The sequence below is a fragment of the Streptomyces sp. NPDC008086 genome (genome assembly GCF_042957325.1).
Classification (GTDB): domain Bacteria; phylum Actinomycetota; class Actinomycetes; order Streptomycetales; family Streptomycetaceae; genus Streptomyces.
The window spans coordinates 182,420-197,952 of sequence record NZ_JBIBIA010000002.1; the positions used below are offsets into that span (position 1 = coordinate 182,420).

At 71.9% G+C, this 15,533-nt stretch carries 12 protein-coding genes and 1 pseudogene; 6 read left to right on the forward strand and 7 right to left on the reverse strand.

Annotation, left to right across the window (positions count from 1 at the left end; all coding sequences use genetic code 11):
- Positions 1–105 precede the first annotated feature (105 nt).
- Positions 106–2,057 (forward strand): annotated as a pseudogene (locus tag ACFZBP_RS06755) (potassium channel family protein).
- Between the two features lie 44 nt (positions 2,058–2,101).
- On the opposite strand, the gene ACFZBP_RS06760 reads toward ACFZBP_RS06755, so the two are convergent.
- A complete protein-coding gene (locus tag ACFZBP_RS06760) occupies positions 2,102–2,827 on the reverse strand; it encodes a hypothetical protein (protein WP_391410613.1) in 726 nt (241 codons plus the stop codon).
- A gap of 75 nt (positions 2,828–2,902) precedes the next feature.
- Positions 2,903–4,756 carry a prolyl oligopeptidase family serine peptidase gene (locus tag ACFZBP_RS06765; RefSeq protein WP_391410615.1) on the reverse strand — a complete coding sequence of 618 codons (1,854 nt, stop codon included), beginning with the start codon at positions 4,754–4,756 and terminating at the stop codon, positions 2,903–2,905.
- A gap of 439 nt (positions 4,757–5,195) precedes the next feature.
- Here ACFZBP_RS06765 and ACFZBP_RS06770 point away from each other — a divergent pair, with 439 nt between their 5' ends.
- Positions 5,196–6,002 (forward strand): SURF1 family cytochrome oxidase biogenesis protein, encoded by an 807-nt coding sequence (locus ACFZBP_RS06770; protein WP_391410617.1) that lies wholly within the window; start codon positions 5,196–5,198, stop codon positions 6,000–6,002.
- A gap of 54 nt (positions 6,003–6,056) precedes the next feature.
- Here ACFZBP_RS06770 and ACFZBP_RS06775 read toward each other — a convergent pair whose 3' ends face one another.
- The 4 genes from ACFZBP_RS06775 to ACFZBP_RS06790 all read right to left on the reverse strand — a co-directional run bounded on the left by ACFZBP_RS06775 (position 6,057) and on the right by ACFZBP_RS06790 (position 10,603).
- Positions 6,057–7,109 carry a hypothetical protein gene (locus ACFZBP_RS06775; RefSeq protein WP_383449539.1) on the reverse strand — a complete coding sequence of 351 codons (1,053 nt, stop codon included), beginning with the start codon at positions 7,107–7,109 and terminating at the stop codon, positions 6,057–6,059.
- A 65-nt stretch (positions 7,110–7,174) separates the two neighbouring features.
- A complete protein-coding gene (locus tag ACFZBP_RS06780) occupies positions 7,175–7,855 on the reverse strand; it encodes a SigE family RNA polymerase sigma factor (protein ID WP_383449386.1) in 681 nt (226 codons plus the stop codon).
- Between the two features lie 421 nt (positions 7,856–8,276).
- Positions 8,277–9,329 carry an aspartate-semialdehyde dehydrogenase gene (locus ACFZBP_RS06785; RefSeq protein WP_391410620.1) on the reverse strand — a complete coding sequence of 351 codons (1,053 nt, stop codon included), beginning with the start codon at positions 9,327–9,329 and terminating at the stop codon, positions 8,277–8,279.
- Complete coding sequence (locus ACFZBP_RS06790) at positions 9,326–10,603, reverse strand: aspartate kinase (RefSeq protein WP_383449384.1); 1,278 nt, start codon at positions 10,601–10,603, stop codon at positions 9,326–9,328. Before ACFZBP_RS06790 ends, ACFZBP_RS06785 begins: the two co-directional genes overlap by 4 nt.
- A 321-nt stretch (positions 10,604–10,924) precedes the next feature.
- Between ACFZBP_RS06790 and ACFZBP_RS06795 the strand changes: the two genes are divergently transcribed.
- The 4 genes from ACFZBP_RS06795 to ACFZBP_RS06810 all read left to right on the forward strand — a co-directional run bounded on the left by ACFZBP_RS06795 (position 10,925) and on the right by ACFZBP_RS06810 (position 15,060).
- Positions 10,925–11,680: a tRNA-dependent cyclodipeptide synthase gene (locus ACFZBP_RS06795; RefSeq protein ID WP_391411592.1), complete on the forward strand. Its 756-nt coding sequence runs from the start codon at positions 10,925–10,927 to the stop codon at positions 11,678–11,680.
- On the forward strand, positions 11,670–12,863 hold the full coding sequence (locus tag ACFZBP_RS06800; RefSeq protein ID WP_391410623.1) for a cytochrome P450: 1,194 nt from the start codon (positions 11,670–11,672) through the stop codon (positions 12,861–12,863). Before ACFZBP_RS06795 ends, ACFZBP_RS06800 begins: the two co-directional genes overlap by 11 nt.
- A gap of 98 nt (positions 12,864–12,961) precedes the next feature.
- The gene (locus ACFZBP_RS06805; RefSeq protein WP_391410625.1) at positions 12,962–13,678 is read left to right on the forward strand and encodes a response regulator; all 717 of its coding nucleotides are present in this window, start codon (positions 12,962–12,964) and stop codon (positions 13,676–13,678) included.
- On the forward strand, positions 13,675–15,060 hold the full coding sequence (locus ACFZBP_RS06810; protein ID WP_391410627.1) for an ATP-binding protein: 1,386 nt from the start codon (positions 13,675–13,677) through the stop codon (positions 15,058–15,060). Before ACFZBP_RS06805 ends, ACFZBP_RS06810 begins: the two co-directional genes overlap by 4 nt.
- Here the strand turns inward: ACFZBP_RS06810 and ACFZBP_RS06815 are convergent.
- Complete coding sequence (locus ACFZBP_RS06815) at positions 15,026–15,529, reverse strand: SgcJ/EcaC family oxidoreductase (protein WP_391410629.1); 504 nt, start codon at positions 15,527–15,529, stop codon at positions 15,026–15,028. The genes ACFZBP_RS06810 and ACFZBP_RS06815 overlap by 35 nt on opposite strands.
- Positions 15,530–15,533 lie beyond the last annotated feature (4 nt).

Here is a 15,533-nt window from a genome sequence, read left to right on the forward strand (position 1 = left end):
CGGGCACGGCGGGCCGCCGGTGGAACCACCCGTCACTATGAGGCAGTCTTTCCCCTCGTGGGGAGCGTTCCGAGTCAGCGGCCGGGCAGTGACACGGCCGCGCACATGGTCGTGTGCGGCGACGACGGGCTGGCGCACCGGCTGGCCGCCGAGTTGCGCGGGGTGTACGGCGAACAGGTCACGCTCGTCGTGCCGCCCGCCGAGCGCACGGTACGGCCACCCGTGGTGGGCCGGGCCCGGGCCGCGTCGGCGGCGCTGCTCGGTGCGGTGACCGCGGCCGTCAGTCGCGCGAACGGCGGGACCGGCGGGACCAGCACGGGCACAGGCACCGGCACCGGCACCGGCACCGGCGGAGGCGAACCCGCCGGGAACGTCCGGGTGGTGGAGGCCGGCGAGGCCACCGAAGCCGCCCTCGCCGACGCCGGTGTCGCACGGGCCGCCGCGCTCGCCCTCGTCTACGACGACGACGAGACCAACATCCGCGCCGCCCTCACCGCCCGCCGCCTCAACCCCGCCTGCGGCTCGTCCTGCGCCTGTACAACCGCCGGCTGGGCCAGCACATCGAGGAACTCCTCGACCAGGCGGCCGCGTTGGCGACCGGCGCGGGGGAGGCCGGTCTGGACGCCTCCACGACCGTGCTGTCGGACGCCGACACCGCCGCTCCCGCACTGGCCGCGACGGCCGTCGTCGGCACCACCAAGGTGGTCCAGACGGACGGCCTGCTGCTGCGCGCGGTCGAACGCCCGCCCCTGCGCCCCGGGCAGTCGCCCGGGGCCGGGCTGACCACGCTCGCGCTGCTGTCCACGACCAGCAACGACCCGGCCGGCGCCGACGGTTCGGAGGGCAGCGGCGAGCACGGGCCGCTGCTGCTGCCGGACGCGGAGGCCGTCCAGGAGGCGAGCGGCCGTGGCACCGTCGTCCTGGAGCAGGTGTCCTACGCGGGGCCGTCCCTGCCGTCGGGACGCGGCGCCGTACCGTCCTTCGCCTCGCTGTTCTCCCGGCGGCTGCGCTGGTCGCTGGCCGGACTCGTGGGCTGTGTCGCGGCACTCGCCGTCGCGCTGACGGTGGTGACCGGCGAACACCCGCTGTACGCCACCTACATGACCCTCCTCGACCTCTTCGCCATCAACGAACCCGCACTCCACCAGCCCCTGGCCCGCCAGATCCTCCAGCTCCTGTCCGGACTGACCGGACTGCTGCTGCTCCCCGTGCTGCTGGCCGCCGTACTGGAGGCCCTCGGCACCTTCCGCACCGCCTCCGCCCTGCGCAAACCGCCGCGCGGCCTCGGCGGCCATGTCGTCCTGCTCGGCCTCGGCAAGATCGGCACCCGGGTGCTGACCCGGCTGCGGGAACTGCACATCCCCGTGGTGTGCGTCGAGTCCGACCCCGAGGCCCGCGGGATGGCGACCGCGCGGCGCCTGCGGGTGCCGGTGGTGCTCGGCGACGTCACCCAGGAAGGCGTCCTGGAGGCGGCCAAGATCCACCGGGCGCACGCGCTGCTGGCGGTGACCAGCGCGGACACCACGAACCTCGAGGCCGCCCTGTACGCCCGCTCCGTCCGCCCCGACCTACGGGTGGTCCTGCGTCTGTACGACGACGACTTCGCCACCGCCGTCTACCGCACCCTGCGCGCCGCGCACCCGCACGCCCTGACCCGCAGCCGCAGCGTGACGCACCTCGCCGCGCCCGCCTTCGCCGGGGCGATGATGGGCCGCCAGATCCTCGGCGCGATCCCCGTCGAACGCCGCGTGCTGCTGTTCGCGGCGGTCGAGGTGGCCGGCCAGCCGCAGCTGGAGGACAGGACCGTCGGCCAGGCCTTCCGGCCGGGCGCCTGGCGTGTCCTGGCCCTGGACCGGGGCTCCCGCGCCGAGCGCCGTGAGGAACCCGCCGTCGAGGAGGCCTACGAGGACGGCCGGGCGGGCGGCGCGTCGGGCTGGGTGTGGGACCTGCCCGACTCATACGTCCTGCAGAAGGAGGACCGCGTGGTCCTGGCGGCGACCCGCCGGGGGTTGGCGGAACTCCTGGGCAGACGGTCACGGGAGCGCGAGGGCGCGTAGCGTGCCGTGATCCGCCCTGCTGTGAACCGGCGTGGGCCGCCCTGCTACGAACCGCCGCCGATCCTCACCGACCCCTCCTCGTCGACACGGATCGCGACGTCGCTCCACTCGAAGTCGTAGTCACCGTCGGTGCACGAGTAACTGAGGCTCTGGCAGTAGTAGCCGGTGTCCCGGCCGGGCTCGGCGGTGAACATCTCCGGGAGCCTGTCGCAGCGCGGCTCCTTCGGGGCCGAGAGGCTGTCCGGCCCGTTCTTCCCGGCCTCCCAGGCGAACCAGTCGTAGACCTCCTGGGCGAGCACCACGGTTCTCAACGGCTGGGCGGTGTACTGGTAGTCGATCCCGTAAGGCGCGCCCAGGCCCTGCGGGACGGCGTTGGTGATCTTCACCTGCCAGGGCACCTCGACGTCCTCGTAGGTGACGGTGCAGCGCGTGGTGGCCCCCACCTCGAGGGCGAGCTCGCCGCCCTCGCACCGGCCGGGCCCGACCTCGCCCAGTTCGCCCACCATGTCGAGCGTCTTCTGCCGGAGGTCGTACAGCGCCTGCGCGGTGGGGCCGGCGTCCCGGTCGGGACGCGGGGGCAGCGCGGCCGTCACCTCCCGTCCGGCCAGCCCGGGATGACGCTCGCTGGGCCGGATCCGCACCTGCCGCTTCTCGCCCTCGACCGGGAAGCTCTTCGGCCTGTTCTCCCAGCCGCAGCCGGGCACGTCCTCGCCGCAGCCGCTCATCAGCACCACGGCCGCCACCACGGCCGGGACCACCGCACGCCTCATCCTCCGGACCTCCCCCGCGCCGGGCGTTCGTGCGACGAGGCAACAACTGCGCGCCGCCGCACGACCGTATCCGTCCTACCTCGGGACCCCACCCGCCAAGTGCCGCTCCGCGAAGTCCAGTTCCAGTCTCACCTGCTTGATCCGCTCGTCCACCACCAGCGAACCGTGCCCCGCGTCGTACCGGTACACCTCGTGGACCGCGCCGCGCGCCTCCAGGCGCTTCACGTAGTTGTCGACCTGGCGGATCGGGCAGCGCGGGTCGTTCACGCCCGCCGAGATGTAGACCGGGGCCTTCACCTGGTCGACGTAGGTCAGCGGGGACGACGCCTCGAAGCGCTCCGGGACCTCCTCGGGGGTGCCGCCGAGGAGGGTGCGGTCCATGGCCTTCAGCGCCTCCATCTCGTCGTGGTACGCGGTGACGTAGTCGGCGACCGGGACCGCCGCGATGCCCAGCGTCCACGCGTCCGGCTGGGTGCCGAGGCCGAGCAGGGTGAGATAGCCGCCCCAGGAACCGCCGGTCAGGATCAGCCGGGACGGGTCGGCCAGGCCGGACGTCACCGCCCATTCCCGGACCGCCGCGATGTCCTCCAGCTCGATCAGGCCGACCCGGTGCTTGAGCGCGTCCGTCCACGCGCGCCCGTAGCCCGTCGAGCCGCGGTAGTTGACCCGCACCACCGCGTACCCGTGGTCCACCCAGGCCGCCGGGCCGGCCGCGAAGGAGTCGCTGTCGTGCCAGGTCGGGCCGCCGTGGATGTCGAACACGGTCGGCAGCGGGCCCTCGGCGCCGGCCGGCCGCTGCACCAGCGCGTGGATGCGGCCGCCCGGGCCCTCCACCCACACGTCCTCCACCGCGACCGAGCCGGGGGACTTCAGGCCGGGCGGATCCAGCACCACCCGCCCCGTCGTCGAGCGCACCGCCGACGGCTCCGCCGCCGACGACCACAGGTACTCCACGCTGCCGTCCGGGCGGGCCGTAGCCCCCGACACGGACCCGGGCGGGGTCGGGACGCGCACCAGCTCGCGCCGCGCCAGGTCGTAGCGGAACAGCTCGCTGCGGGCCTCGAAGCTGTGGGCGATCAGCAGCCCTGTCCCGTCCGGATACCACTCCGCGCTGACGTCACCCGGCAGCTCCAGCGCGAGGTCCGTCTCCTCCCCCGTCGCCACGTCCCACACCAGCGGCTCCCAGCGGCCGCGCCGCTGATGCCCGATGAGCAGCCGCGCGTCACCCGTCACCGGGGCGAAGCCGAGGACCTCCAGGCCCAGTTCCTCGGTGCCGCCCTTGGTGTCGTCGAGCTCGGCGACCGCGCTGCCGTCGAGGCGCAGGACGCGCAGCGCCGAGTGCATCGCGTCGCCGTGCTCGGTGTGCTCGACGGCGATCAGCGTGCCGTCGTGCGAGAGGTCGCCGACCCCTGCGGACTCGCGGTGCCGGTAGATCTCCGCCGGGGGCTCGCCGACGCGGGCCACATGGATCGTCGTGCCGTCCTCGTCCGTCGAGCGGCCCACGATCGCCGTACGGCCGTCCCGGCCCAGGGCGAGGCCGGCCGGGTAGGAGGGGTCGAGGCCGGGCGCCGCGAGCTCGTCCTCGCCGCCGGTGAAGGGCTGGCGGCGCCACACGCCGAACTCGTCGCCGTCCTTGTCGTCGAACCACCAGATCCACGCGCCGTCCGGGGAGAGCACGCCGTCCGTCGTGCCGTTCTGCCGGTCGGTCACCTGGCGCTGCTCGCCCGTCGCGCGGTCCCAGGCGTACAGCTCGTACGTCCCTGTGGCGTTCGACACGAACAAGGAGCGGTCCGGGGCGTCCTCCGCCCAGTCGGGCAGTGACACCCGGGGCGCCCGGAAGCGCTTCTCCCAGTCCGGCATGTCCTTGTCCGCGATGGCCTTGTCCTGCATGTGGTGATCCCCCGAATCGGGCCCGTGGCTCTCAGTCATGGCCCCATAGTGCCTGGCCCCGCCGACAATCCGCTGGCGAGGCCCCCAGCCTGTGGATAACTCCGCGGCCATGCGTTCTCCGCCCCCGCCGCCCCTACCCGTCCCATCCCTCGGGGCTCCGCCCCCAGACCCCCGCCATCGGCCCTCCGGGCCTCGTCCTCAAACGCCGGACGGGCTGGAGGTGCCTGGGCCGGCGCAGCCCCTGCGGGTGGGTGGGGGCTCGGGACGGCGGAGGCTCGTCCTCGAACGCCGGACGGGCTGGAAGCGCCTGGGCCGGCGTAGCACCCAGCACGTGAGTAAGGGCTCGGGACGGGGACGCCTCGTCCTCAAACGCCGGACGGGCTGGAGGTGCCTGGGCCGGCGCAGCTGCCGGCGGCCAGGCTCCGTCTCCACGACCCCGCAGCCCAGCCCTCCGCAGGAGCCCCGTACCGTTGAGGGCGTGTACCGGTTTCTGCTGACGCCCCGTTGGTGGGGGATCAACGTCTTCGTGCTGCTCGCCATCCCGTTCTGCGTGTTCATGGGGTCGTGGCAGCTGAGCCGGTTCGAGGCGCGGGTGCAGGATCATCGCACCGCCGGTGAGCTGGCCGAGAAGGCCGAGCACGAGGCGGCCCGGCCGCTCGCCGAGCTGCTGCCGGTGGACAAGGCGACCTCCGGCAGGCAGGTCACCGCGAGCGGACGGTACGGCAAGCAGTTGCTCGTGCCGGGCCGGGAGCTGGACGACCGGCAGGGCTACTACGTCCTGACGCTGCTGCACACCGACGCGGGCAAGGCCCTGCCGGTGGTGCGGGGCTGGCTGCCGGGCGACGCCGACCGCGCCGAGGCGCCCGCCGCACCGACCGGCGAGGTCACCGTCACCGGCGCGCTCCAGGCATCCGAGGTGCCCGGTGAGAACGGCGTGCCGGCCCGCGGCGGACTGCCCTCCGGCCAGACGGGGGCGATCAGCGCGGCGACGCTGGTGAACCTGGTGCCGTACGACGTGTACGACGCCTGGATCACCCTCGACAAGGCCGACTCGGGCATGAAGCCGGTCCCGGCGGCCGCCGCCAGCGACACCGGCCTCGACCTGAAGGCGTTCCAGAACCTCGGCTACACCGGCGAGTGGTTCGTCTTCGCCGGCTTCGTGGTCTTCATGTGGTTCCGTCTGCTCCGCCGCGAGGTGGAGTCCCTGCGGGACGCGGAGCTGGGGCTGCTGCCGGACGGGGAGCCCAGCGAGGATCCGGCGGCGCAGGAGAAGGCCAACGCCTGAGCGCGGGTCAGGGCAGGGGCCTCGGCGCGGCGCCGGGCGCCGCCGGGCGCGCCCTCACACCGTCTGGAGCACGCCCGTCCAGTACACGACGCCCGCGCACGCGTTGGACACGACCACCGAGGTCGTGGGCGCTCCCGCCTCCGGGGTGAGGGAGATGGTGACGCTGCCGTCGGCGGTGGTGTCCTCCGTCATCAGCTGGGTGGAGGTACCGGTGTCGCCGCCCGTGGAGGTGCCCTCCGTGGTGCCGGTGGTGTTCTCGGTCGGGGTCGGGGTGGGTGACGGGTCGGGGCCGCCCGTGCCGCCGCCGTTGTTCGTGCCCGTGGTGGGGCAGGTCTCCGACGGGACCCAGGCGAACTTGACCTGGTAGGAGGCGCCGGGCTTGAGGACGAGGGCGGTGAGTTCCTGGGACGGGTCGGGCAGGCTGACCGCCGCGTCCCCGGCGGCATGCCGGGCCTGGGAGATCTTCGAGCCGTCCGCCGCTCCGCCCGCGGTCAGGGCCACCGAACCGGGGCCGCTCACCGTGCAGTCGGCGGTGGAGACGTTGCTGAAGGTGAACGTGCCGTAGACCGTACCGGAGGAGTCCGGGAGGTCGGTGGTGCCACCGGAGGTGCCGAGCTGCTCGGCGGTGCAGACGGCGACGCCGGCCGGGGTCGCCAAGGGGTCGGTGGGACTTCCGGAGCCGGCACCCGGACCGGTGCCGGTACCGGTGCCCTTGCCCTCGTCCTTCTCGTTCCCCTTGCCCTTGTCCTCGGCCTTGCCCGAGGTGCCGCCGGAGGTGCTCTCGCCGCCCTCCGTCTCCTTGCCCTGCCCGGAGCCGCCCTGCGCCTGCTCGCCATGGCCGGCGTTCGACGAGTTGACGTTGGAGCCGGTGGAGTTGGAGACGTGCACCAGGGCGGGGACGGCGGTGCCGACGAACAGCACCGCGGCCGCCGCGCCGACGAGCGCCTGCCGTTTGCGCGCCCGCCGTGCGGGGACCGCCCGCCGCAGATGGTCCAGCGTGCCCTCGCGCGGCTCGATCTCCTCGACCGCGTGGTGCAGTATGCGGCGCAGTGCCAGCTCGTCCGAGTCGAACCCCTCGGGGCCCTGGTCGTCGGGGCCGTGGTTCACAGTTCCGTTCCCAGCGTGCGATTGCTTCGGCTGTTGCTTGTCCGGCCGCTCGTCATGGTCCCCGCTCATGCCGGCGCCTCCATGGCGACCCGCAGCGCGGCGATGCCACGCGAGCCGTACGCCTTCACCGAGCCCAGTGAGATGCCGAGCGTCTCGGCGACCTGGGCCTCGGTCATGTCCGCGAAGTACCGGAGGACCAGGACCTCGCGCTGACGGCGCTGGAGACCCTTCATCGCCTTGATGAGGGAGTCCCGCTCCAGCTGGTCGTACGCCCCCTCCTCCGCGCTCGCCATGTCGGGCATCGGCTTGGACAGCAGCTTCAGGCCGAGTATGCGGCGGCGCAGGGCGGAGCGGGAGAGATTGACGACGGTCTGGCGGAGGTACGCCAGCGTCTTCTCCGGGTCCCGGACGCGCTTGCGCGCGGAGTGGACGCGGATGAACGCCTCCTGGACGACGTCCTCGCAGGAGGCGGTGTCGTCGAGGAGGAGCGCCGCGAGACCCAGCAGCGAGCGGTAGTGGGCCCGGTAGGTCTCGGTGAGGTGGTCGACGGTCGTGCCGGCCGCCGCGGCGTTGTCGGCCTCGGCACCGTCACGCTGACTGGGTATGCGGGCGGGCCGCGCTGCGGGCATGGGCGCGATCACCGGCATGCCGCCGGGCGCACCGGGCATGCGGGGTCGGACGGGCCGGCGGGGCGGCCGTAGGGCCGTGCCGCGGGCTGCCGCAGTGAAGTCGAGTACCTCTGCCACGCCTGTTGGACACGCGTCCCCCCGAGAGGGTTGTACGTGCCGGACGTCACTTTTGCGTCAGTCGCGACAGTCGGCCCTCCGGCCACCGCGACTGTGACTCTCTCGCCAGGCAGCACAGCTGACCGTGCGTCAAACGCCCACATGCCTACCCGCTCTTCCCTTATGTCCCAGATGGCCAGAGCGTCCCCACGCTCTGCCCATTCGGCGTCCCCACGCCAGAAAAACGCGTCCTCACGTCCCCTGAAGGCGACCGCAAAGACGCTCCCCGCCCTGCAAGCGGTTGCAGAGCGGGGAGGAAAATCTTCAACTGCCGACGGTGTCCGGTTCAAGTGGTCCGGACCATCGATCGGCTCACACTTTTCACACAGATCCTACAAACGAATCCGTCCGTGCCCAGGGGATTTCCGGCACCCCCGGGCCCTCACCGCAACTCCGCCGCCACCAGCTCCGCGATCTGCGCGGTGTTGAGGGCGGCGCCCTTGCGCAGGTTGTCGCCGCAGACGAAGAGTTCGAGCGCCGTCGGATCGTCCAGCGCGCGCCGCACCCGGCCGACCCAGGTCGGGTCCGTGCCCACCACGTCGGCGGGCGTCGGGAACTCGCCGGCGTCCGGGTCGTCGTACAACACGACCCCCGGCGCGGTGGCCAGGATCTCGCGCGCCTTGGCGACCGTGACCTCGCCCTCGAAGCGGGCGTGCACGGTCAGCGAGTGCCCGGTCAGCACCGGCACCCGGACACAGGTCACCGCGACCGGCAGCTGGGGCAGCCCGAGGATCTTGCGGGACTCGTCCCGCACCTTCATCTCCTCCGACGACCAGCCGTCCTCGCGCAGCGACCCGGCCCACGGCACCACGTTCAGCGCGACGGGCTCCGGGAACGGCCCGGTGTCGTCGCCCACGGCACGCCGTACGTCACCGGGGTAGGTGCCCAGTTCCGTACCGGCGACCAGGGACATCTGCCGGCGCAGCGTCTCCACGCCGGCCCGCCCGGCCCCGCTCACCGCCTGGTACGAGGAGACCACCAGGGAGCGCAGCCCGAACTCGGCGTGCAGCGCGCCCAGCGCCACGATCATCGACAGTGTCGTGCAGTTGGGGTTGGCGACGATCCCGCGCGGCCGCATCCGGACCGCGTGCGGATTGACCTCGGGGACGACGAGGGGCACCTCCCGGTCCATACGGAAGGCGCCCGAGTTGTCCACCACCACCGCGCCCTTGGCTGCGGCGATCGGCGCCCAGCGGGCGGCCACCTCGTCGGGCACGTCGAACATCGCGACGTCGACCCCGGCGAAGGCCTCCTCGGTGAGCGCCACCACCTCGACCTCCTCCCCGCGCACGGCCAGCTTGCGGCCGGCCGAGCGCGGGGAGGCGATCAGACGGATCTCACCCCAGATGTCCGCGCGCTGGGACAGGATCTGGAGCATGACCGAGCCGACGGCTCCGGTCGCACCCACGACCGCGAGCGTCGGGCGGTGAGTCATCGCCCGGTGCCTCCGTAGACCACGGCCTCGTCGCTGTCGGAGTCGAGGCCGAAGGCGGAGTGCACGGCGCGGACGGCCTCGTTGACGTCGTCGGCGCGGGTGACGACGGAGATGCGGATCTCGGAGGTCGAGATCAGCTCGATGTTCACGCCCGCGTCGGACAGGGCCTTGAAGAAGTCGGCCGTGACGCCCGGGTTGGTCTTCATACCGGCGCCGACCAGGGAGATCTTGCCGATCTGGTCGTCGTAGCGCAGCGAGTCGAAGCCGATGCCGCCCTTGTTCTTCTCCAGGGCGTCGATGGCCTTGCGGCCCTCGGACTTCGGCAGCGTGAAGGAGATGTCCGTCAGACCGGTGGACGCGGCGGACACGTTCTGCACGATCATGTCGATGTTGATCTCGGCGTCGGAGATCGCGCGGAAGATCGCGGCGGCCTCGCCCGGCTTGTCCGGCACACCGACGACCGTGACCTTGGCCTCGGAGGTGTCGTGCGCGACACCGGAGATGATGGCCTGCTCCACCTGCTTGTCCCCTTGCTCGATCGGCTCGCTGCTGACCCAGGTGCCCTGCAGTCCGCTGAAGCTGGACCGGACGTGGATCGGGATGTTGTAACGACGGGCGTACTCCACACAGCGGTGGAGCAGCACCTTCGAGCCGGACGCCGCCAGCTCCAGCATGTCCTCGAAGGCGATCCAGTCGATCTTCTTCGCCTTCTTGACCACGCGCGGGTCGGCGGTGAACACGCCGTCGACGTCGGTGTAGATCTCGCACACCTCGGCGTCGAGGGCGGCGGCCAGCGCTACGGCGGTGGTGTCCGACCCGCCGCGCCCCAGGGTGGTGATGTCCTTCGAGTCCTGGCTCACGCCCTGGAACCCGGCGACGATGGCGATGTTGCCCTCGTCGACGGAGGTGCGGATCCGGCCCGGGGTGACATCGATGATCCGGGCTTTGTTGTGGACCGAGTCGGTGATGACACCTGCCTGGCTGCCGGTGAACGACTGGGCCGAGTGGCCCAGGTTTTTGATCGCCATGGCCAGCAGGGCCATGGAGATCCGCTCTCCCGCGGTCAGCAGCATGTCGAGCTCGCGCCCGGCAGGCATCGGGGAAACCTGCTCGGCGAGATCGATCAGCTCGTCCGTCGTGTCGCCCATCGCGGAAACCACGGCGACCACCTGGTGGCCGTTCTTCTTGGCTTCCACGATCCGCTTGGCGACGCGCTTGATGCCCTCGGCATCGGCTACGGAGGAGCCTCCGTACTTCTGCACGACAAGGCCCACGTGCGCTCCTCGCTCAGTCCGTGTGTGTCGGCTCAGTTTACCGAGCGTCCGAAAACGACCTTGGGGTTCCCAGATGGTGAGATTCGGGCGCTCGGGGTGGTGTCTGCCCGGTCGGGGGTGGGGCAATCGGTTTAGTGGTGCAGGTCACTCGGGTCGACGCAGGCCGAACCCGCCCCGGCGCGGCCCGCGTGCCCCGCCGCGCGAAATCGGCCATTGACGCTCTCCGTAGTCGACCGCTAACTTCGCGTCGTCGTCGCCACACCAGGAGCACAAGGCTCCATCGGGACTCGCGACGCGAAGGATTCTCCTCCTTTGACGACTGTGACCGCTTCAGAGATCCAGCACGTCACGCGAGCCGGTACGGATTCCCCGGCCGGCCTTTTCACGATCCAGCCCTTCACGCCCCACTGCGAGGTCATCCGGGTCGCCGGCGACCACGCCGTCATCGGCGTCTCACCGGGCAACAGCTACTTCTCCGCCCCCCGCGTCCACGACCTCGCACGCTGGGGCCTCGCCCTCTTCGAGCGGGTCGACTTCGTCTACACGGACCTGTACGTGGCCGAGATGTACGCGGCGTCCGGCTATCCGCCCGACGACGCGCGCCGCAAGGCGGTGAAGAACCTGCGCGGCGTCCGGGCCAAGGTGCTGGGCGCCGTCCAGGCCGTCGACCCGGCCGGCACCCGCCTGCGCGCCCACGCCATGTCCGACTTCCGCGGCAACCCGGCCTACCGCGAGATCCACGACCGTCTCCAGGCCCGCCTCGCCACCGACGACGAGTTCCGCACGACCTGCGAGAAGCTCGTCGACTCCTTCCTCGCCGGCAAGTCCCAACGCGCGAGCGCCGCCCAGCGCGAGGTGTGCCTCGCCTACGTCTGCGCCGAGGCCCCCCTCTTCCTGGACACCCCCGCCATCCTCGGCGTCCCGTCCTCCCTCAACTGCTACCACCAGCTCCTGCCGATGGCCGAGTTGCTCTACTCCCGCGGCGCCGGTCTGCGCGCCTCCCGCAACCAGGGCCACGCCATCGTGACGCCGGCCGCGGGAACCGACACGGAGGGACCGGACACCGATGTCCACTGACACGCTCACGCCCATCGACTTCCCGTTCTCCTGGCGCGGCGACCAACTCCCGGGTGAGGTCGAGGAGTTGCGCACCCGCACCCCGGTGCGCCGGGTCCGTACCATCGCCGGCGACGAGGCCTGGCTCGTGTCGTCGTACGACCTGTGCAAGCAGGTCCTGGAGGACCCGCGCTTCAGCCTGAAGGACACCTCGGCCCCGGGTGTGCCCCGCCAGTACGCGCTGACGATCCCGCCCGAGGTCGTCAACAACATGGGGAACATCACCGGCGCCGGACTGCGCAAGGCCGTCCTGAAGGCGCTGAACCCGAAGAGCCCGGGCCTCGCGGAGTGGATGCGCTCCTACGCCGCCGAACTCGTCGACGGGCTGCTCCGCGAGGGCGCCCCGGCGGACCTGCGCGGCGGCTTCGCCGACCCGTACTCGGCGGGCATGCACTGCCGGATCCTCGGCATCCCGCAGCAGGACGCGCCCGGCCTGATGCGGAGCCTGGACATCGCGTTCATGAACTCGGCCTGTCCCGTCGCGGGCGCCCGGCTCAACTGGGACCGGGACATCGCATACATGGCCGAGCGGCTCGACGACCCGGCGACGACGGGCCTCATGGCCGAGTTGGCCGCCCTGCGCGCGGACCCCGAGTACGGCCATCTCACCGACGAGATGCTCGCGACGGTCGGGGTGACGATGTTCGGGGCGGGCGTCATCTCCACCTCGGGCTTCCTGACCATGGCGCTGGTCTCCCTCATCCAGCACCCGGACCTCCAGGCCGAGCTGACCGCGGACCCCGGAAAGATCCCGGCCGCCGTGGACGAGCTCCTGCGGATCAACCTCTCCATCGGGGACGGCCTGCCGAGGCTGGCGACGCAGGACGTGCTCCTCGGAGAGGTGGAGGTGAAGGCGGGCGACCTGGTCCTGGTCCTCGTCGAGGGCGCCAACTTCGACCCGGAGGCCTTCCCGGACCCCCACACCGTCGACCTCGCCCGTGAGAACGCCACCGCCCACCTCTCCTTCGGCGGCGGCCGTCACTACTGCCCCGCCACCGCCCTCGGCCGCAAGCACGCCGAGATCGCCCTGGAGACCCTGTTGGAGCGGCTGCCCGGGCTGCGGCTCGCGGTGCCGATCGAGCAGCTGGTGTGGCGGACCGGCTTCATGAAGCGGATCCCGGAGCGGCTTCCGGTCATGTGGTAGCCGGGTCAGCAGGCAAGCGGCGGTCGATTTAGCCGCATATCGCCTGTTCACAGGCTCGGCGTCCGGTCGCCTTAAAGTTCAACCACTATGGTTCGCCTGTGCGCGTACTTCTGGTGGAAGACGACGAACCGGTCGCCGAGTCGCTCCGGCGCGGACTGCTGCGCTACGGCTTCGAGGTGGCCTGGGTCACCACGGGCGCCGCGGCGCTCAGCCACGCCGAGCCCTACGACGTCGTACTGCTCGATCTCGGCCTGCCCGACACCGACGGTCTCGACGTCTGCAAGACGCTGCGGGAGCGCGGTGACGTGCCGATCATCGTGATCAGCGCGCGCAGCGACGAGACGGACCGGGTGGTCGGGCTGGAGCTCGGCGCCGACGACTACGTCTCCAAGCCGTTCGGGGTCCGCGAGGTCATCGCGCGGATACGAGCGGTCATGCGCCGCATGCAACCCCGTACGGCCCCCGCCGCCGAGGCCGGCCCCGACCGCTACGGCGACCGCCTCACCATCGACCGCAAGGCGGCCCGCGTCCGGCTGAACGGCGAGGAGGTGGCCCTCGCGCCCAAGGAGTACGACCTGCTGGCCTTCCTCACCGAGGAGCCCGGGGCGCTGATGTCGCGCGAGCAGATCATGGAGGCGGTCTGGGACGCCAACTGGTTCGGCCCGACGAAGACGCTGGACGTCCACGTGGCGGCGCTGCGGCGGAAGCTGGCCGGGGCGATCACCATCGAGGCTGTGCGCGGGGTCGGGTTCCGGCTGGAGATCGTCAAGGGTGACCGGGCCGGCACGGGCGACAGCGGTGGCGGCCCGTCATGATCCGCCAGCTCACCCGCAGTTACGTCGCGCTGGTCGCCGGCGCCATCGCCGTGTTCACCGTGCCTGTGGCCTTCTCGCTCACCGACCAGTTGCGGACCGACACGGCCGCTTCCGTCCGGCGCGAGGCCGAGACCATGGCCCTGCTGCTCGGCAACGGGAACCCTCCGTCGTGTGCGGCCCTGCAGGAGATGGCAGACGCGTTCGAGGGCGAGACACCCGGCGAGGTCGAGGTGACCGAGGGCTGCGAAACGAATCTGCGCAGCCCGCAGCAGGACGCGGACCTGGCCAGGACACTGAGGACGGGCGAGCCCACGACCGACTGGGGCTCGTCCTTCATCTGGGGCCCGGAGCTGACGATCACGGTGGCCGCCCGGGAGAGCATGAGGGACCACGACGGCCGTAACCAGGGCCCGGTCACCGGCGCCGTACGCATCGTGTACCAGACCAACGAACTGACCAAGCGGCTGTGGACGATCTGGGGTTTCCGCGCCGGCCTCGCGGTGGTCGTCCTCGCGGTCGCCGCCGTCGTCGGCGCGGGCGTGGCCCGTCGGCTCACCCGCCCGCTGCGCCAGCTCAACGACACCGCGAGCCGGTTCAGCGACGGCGACCTGACGGCCCGCTCCCCCGTGACGGGCCCGCGGGAGACACAGACCCTCGCCCGTACGCTCAACCAGGCGGGCGAGCGCCTGGACACGCTGATCGCCGCGCAGCGCATCTTCGTGGCCGACGCCTCGCATCAACTCCGTACCCCTCTCACCGCGTTGCGGCTGTCGCTGGACAACATCGCCGACGGCGTGGACGACGAGTTCGTCAAGGAGGACGTGGCGCAGGCGACGGCCGAGGTGGTCCGGATGAGCCGCCTGGTCAACGGCCTGCTGGTGCTGGCGCGGGCCGAGGCGAAGGTGACGGTCGCGGAGCCGCTGCCGCTGCTGGACATCGTGCGGGAGAGGCTGGACGTGTGGAGGCCGGCCGCCGACGAGCGTGGAGTCACCATCACGCTCAGGGGGAGTGCCGACGGCCGGCTGCTTGTGCTGACCAGCCCCGGTCAACTGGAGCAGGTGCTGGACAACGTGTTCTCGAACGCCCTGGAGGTGTCACCGGACGGCGGCACGATCACCGTCCGGGTGGAGCCGAGGGGCGAGGAGGTGACCCTGTCGGTGAACGACCAGGGACCCGGTATGTCGGACGCGGAGAAGTCCCGCGCCTTCGACCGCTTCTGGCGCGGCCAGGGCCTGACCGGGAAGGGCGGCTCCGGCCTCGGCCTCGCCGTCGTCAAGCAGCTCGTGACCGACGACGGCGGGACGGTGGCCCTGGGGGACGCTCCCGGGGGCGGGCTGTCCGTGCGGATCAGCCTTCGGGCATCAACGAGGAGTGGTGGTTGACGATCTTCCACTCGCCGTCCCGCTTCTCCCACTCGTAGGTGTAGCGGGCCTTGGCGACGCTCTTCTCGCCGGTGTCGTGGTCGGTGAGCGCGAACTGGTAGGTACCCGCGTCCAGCACGGAGTCCGAGTCGAGGACGTTGATGTGCGTATCGATCTTCTTGCCGACCGGCTTGTTCGCCAGGAAGTGCTCGAAGTAGTCGACGCGGCTCTCGCGGTCGGCCCGGACCTGGTTGGAGAGGGTGGGCAGCAGGACCGCGTCGTCCCAGTAGAGGTCGGCGACCGTCTCCGGGTCCCGGGTCTGCAGCGCCGCGTTCCACTCGTCGAACAGGGCGGCCGCCTGCTTCTTGGTGGGCTTCTTCGCCGACTTCTCCGGCCCGGCGACGGCGCCGCCCGCGGCGAAGGTGCCGACGGCGACGAGAGCGGCTGCGGTGACGACGGCCACGCGCTTGCTTATGGAACGACGGGTCATCGCG

Excerpts from the sequence above, each read along its gene's own strand:
- ACFZBP_RS06815 (WP_391410629.1), bottom strand. The coding sequence starts at position 15,529 with ATGACCCGTCGTTCCATAAGCAAGCGCGTGGCCGTCGTCACCGCAGCC.
- ACFZBP_RS06800 (WP_391410623.1), top strand. The coding sequence starts at position 11,670 with ATGTCCACTGACACGCTCACGCCCATCGACTTCCCGTTCTCCTGGCGC.
- ACFZBP_RS06785 (WP_391410620.1), bottom strand. The coding sequence starts at position 9,329 with ATGACTCACCGCCCGACGCTCGCGGTCGTGGGTGCGACCGGAGCCGTC.
- ACFZBP_RS06760 (WP_391410613.1), bottom strand. The coding sequence starts at position 2,827 with ATGAGGCGTGCGGTGGTCCCGGCCGTGGTGGCGGCCGTGGTGCTGATG.
- ACFZBP_RS06765 (WP_391410615.1), bottom strand. The coding sequence starts at position 4,756 with ATGACTGAGAGCCACGGGCCCGATTCGGGGGATCACCACATGCAGGAC.
- ACFZBP_RS06810 (WP_391410627.1), top strand. The coding sequence starts at position 13,675 with ATGATCCGCCAGCTCACCCGCAGTTACGTCGCGCTGGTCGCCGGCGCC.